At 37.3% G+C, this 3,744-nt stretch carries 1 protein-coding gene; it reads right to left on the bottom strand.

The features are described 5' to 3' along the window. The coding region (locus DV63_RS18410; RefSeq protein ID WP_172635384.1) for a DUF3519 domain-containing protein at positions 1-3,642 on the bottom strand (3,642 nt) is incomplete at its 3' end. Between the last annotated feature and the right edge of the window lie 102 nt (positions 3,643-3,744).

The following is a 3,744-nucleotide window of genomic DNA, read 5'->3' as shown; positions in this document are numbered from 1 at the left end:
CTGCGGAATGAAAGAGTGGATAATGTCCGCCTTGTCAATCTCTGCTTTAATGTAAATCGGTTTAACTTTCAATCTCGTAATAAGCTTACTATCATTATCCTGTGTGACTAAAAAATAATAAATCGTTTTAGGATCGCCTTGGAAGGCTTTGATATGCTCTTTTTTAACTTCCTTACCTTTATCTTTGAAAATAAGCGTAATATCGGGTTCTTTCAAGGTCGGTTCTACTAAATGCAAATAAGCTAATCGGTGCTTAGCATCAGGCTTATTTTGTAAATGTTTAATGAAATTTTCTTTATTTTTAACACCATTAAAAGCGTTTAAAAAGCTATCAATATCAATCTCTCTCGGTAATTGCATGGGTTTGATAGCGTTCAAATCTTTCAAAAACGCTTCTTTGTCTTCTATGACCTTAAAGGCTCGTTCTTTAATCTCGCTTTCTTTAGCGCTTGTTTTGCTAACTTCTTTAATCCCCTTCTCGCTCTCTTTTTGCATGTCCTTCACGGCTTCTATCAAGCGCTTTAAAGTAGGGTTATTTTCGTTCGGCTCTCTATTGGCCATTAAAAGGTAATGCGTGAAGTCGTAAATATCAATATCCTTAAATTCCTTACTATCAGGGTTAAACATGTCCTTAGTAACATCTGCGATTTTGAAATCTTTCAAACCTTTTTTAATGTTATCGCTCTTTAAGGCTTCAAATAACGCTTTGCTCGGATCATCAAACCTCGCAAATCGTGCGACAGCACTTCCTAAAATCTCGCTAATGTCGCTCGTAGTTTGATCGCTCTTTTCAAACATTTCTAAAGAACTCGTTTTATAGAATTTTTCGCTCAAATCTTTCAGGCTCTCGCTTGTGGTTTGGTAATTCTTTAAATTCGCAAAACTGCGATCCATAATATCGCTTAAATAAGCGTTCAGGCTCACCTTAGGGAAATTCATATCATGGATTAAATTATGAAAACTCCCGGCGTTATCTACAAACATTTTTTTAACCTTTTCATAGCTTTTAATGTCGTTTGAAAATTCTTTTTGCCAGCGGTTGAGTAGTTCTATCCCTTGCGTTTTCGTTCGTGGCATGTTAAACATAAGCAACACTAAATTACTATCTGTTACATTAGGGTGAGTGGCCTTGTCAAAATTAAGGTTTTTAGCCACAATGTTTTTTAAAAAGTAAATGCTATCAGCGTCTAATTTTTGGTCTAATTCTTTCAATTTCGCTTCGTAATGGCTTAAAACCGCTATCGCATGATCACTCTCGCTATTGAATCGTCCTTGATTAGATGAAGCCGCTAAATTGTTGATCTCGGTATTGTTTAGGCGCTTGTTAGGTATCCGAACTAACAACTCGTCCGGTTTTAAGTCTATGTGGTAGTATTCCTTGATCGCTTTCTCGTAAGTGTAACGGCTTTTAGGCGTGAAGTTTAGCATGCCTTGGATTCGGTGGTTTCCTGCGATCACTTGCCCATCATGTAGAATGATTGGTAAATCTTCAAAACCTCCGCTCCCAAATATCTTTTTAGGGTCAAAATTTTGCGAAATGTTTTTGATCTGCTCTTCGTTCACTCGCATGCGTTTTTGCGTCCCGCCTGTGGTGAAGCTCGGTTTTAAGTCTTTGGCTTTCACGATCGCATAGTCTAGATCGTAAATCTCTCTTTCGTTCAATCTTACTCGGCTTTTAGGGATTTCTTTTAGCGCGTTCACGGGTATATCCTCTCCTACTTCTATTTTAGTCTGGCTTTCAATGTTGCCCGCATTGCCTCGCTCGTGTTCTAATTTCTTTTTTAAGGCTTCTTTACGCTTTAATTCTTGCTCTTTAGCTTTTAAAAACTCTTGTTCGCTTTCTAATCTTTCGCTTTCTAGTTTCTTTTGCTTCTCTAGTTGGCTTTTTTCTAATACAGATAAGGGCGGTTCTTGACTCGTTAAGCTTTCTTTAGTAAAATTGTTTTCATTAAGGTTTGAGATGCTATAGTTGATGCCATCTCTGTAATCGTTAGAGAGTGTCGCAATGGTCTCTAACTCCCTTAAAACCTTATCATCCGCTTCAAAACTTGTAATCATATAATGGTTTTTTAGTTCGTTATCTCCCTTAAACTTACTTAAAACTACCTTTGAATTATTTAAAATAATAACCGCATAACCTGGTTTGTCTTCTTCTTTCAAGCCTTTTTGTATGATATTAGGGATCTCTTTAATTAGTTCGTTAGTCCTTTCTTTGGCTTGCTCTGGTGTTAGTCCTAACTTTTTGTATTGTTTTTTTCTCTTTTCTAAGATGTGTTCTAACCCGTAATCTTTATTGCCCCACACAAAATCAATCCCTCCTAAATCCTCTCTATACGCTGCGCCTGCGACTTGTCCGTTTTTCTCTTGTAATAATTTCTCTAACGCTTCTTTTGGCTTCAAAACAAATTCTGCGTAATTCTTACCGAATTGTTTTAAGGGCGTTATAGCGTCTTGTAACTTGGCAAGCTTTTCGGCTTTGGCTTGTTCGCTTAAAGGCGCTTGATTTGTTGCGCCGTTTGTGGTAGGATTAGATTCTACGGAGTTTAAAGAATGAATGTCCTTTTCTTTAGTGATTGCTTGCGGGGTCGGAAAATGCGTGGGCTTCTCTGTTGTATCTCGTAATTCATAACTGCTTATCACCCAATGATTTTCTAATTCTTTGTTATTCCATGTGTTGTTTAACCCTACTCTCTTATTTCCATAATCTACAAACACACGCCCTAAATGATCCGTTCCTTTAGATCCTTTCTCTAACACTTCAGGGATAGATTTAACGATATTTAGGGCGTATTCTTTAGCTTCTGCTTCACTTAAACCATCAGCAAGCGCTTGCTGTTCTCTTCGTTCTATTATGTGCGCTAACCCATAACCTACGCTGTCTTTAGTCTTTGGCGTTCCCCACACAAAATCAATCCCTCCTAAATCCTCTCTATACGCTGCGCCTGCGACTTGTCCGTTTTTCTCTTGTAATAATTTCTCTAACGCTTCCTTAGGCTTTAGAGCAAACTCGGGGTAATTTGTGCCAAACTCTTTAAGGGGCGTTATAGCGTGTTGTAACTTCGCAAGCTTTTCGGCTTTGGCTTGTTCTAAAGGGCTTAAATTTTTAGCTTCTTGTGTGGTTTTGTTATGTAATTCTGTATTTTTTGATAAATCCTCTTGACTTTTTAGGGGTTTTTGTGTAGGATTCTCTGTAGCACCACTATAGGAACTCAACCTATGGCACACCTTCGCATCAGCGTTGAGTGAGGTGCTTGAAAATTCTTTATAAACTTCATTATTTTTATAACTCCCATTGTTCTTGAACATTGTTTTTAAAACTAATTCATTTTTCTTATTGATCGCTTGCTCTACCACTACCGCATAGCCATTAACTTGTTTAAACGCCGTTATAGCTTCTTGATCGTATTTGTCTAAAGTTCTAAGAATTGCATCGGCGTTATTAACGATATATCTATAATTAGCTATATCTTCGTAAGTAATAGGGATTTCTCCATTCCTAACATTAACAGAATTAACGCCATGCCTTTTGAGTATATGAGCGATAGCATCATGATCTAAACTCGCTCTTATGTTTTTAGGGTGTTTAAAGTTAGCGTCAGCTAAAAGTTCTAATTCTTTGTTAGAGGCTTTTTCTATAATCATTTTCTTGTTGTTTTTGTGTAGAAATTCAACAATTTCAGGGTTTAGGTTATTAGTTCCAAAAGTGATCGCATCTCTCCCGCTTGTAGGGATTTCTGCGTTATT

Origin of the sequence: Helicobacter pylori FD535 (genome assembly GCF_000296015.2) — a bacterium.
Classification (GTDB): Bacteria; Campylobacterota; Campylobacteria; order Campylobacterales; family Helicobacteraceae; genus Helicobacter; species Helicobacter pylori_CT.
Note: the sequence above shows the minus strand (reverse complement) of the source record. Positions and strands in the feature narration are given on the sequence as shown.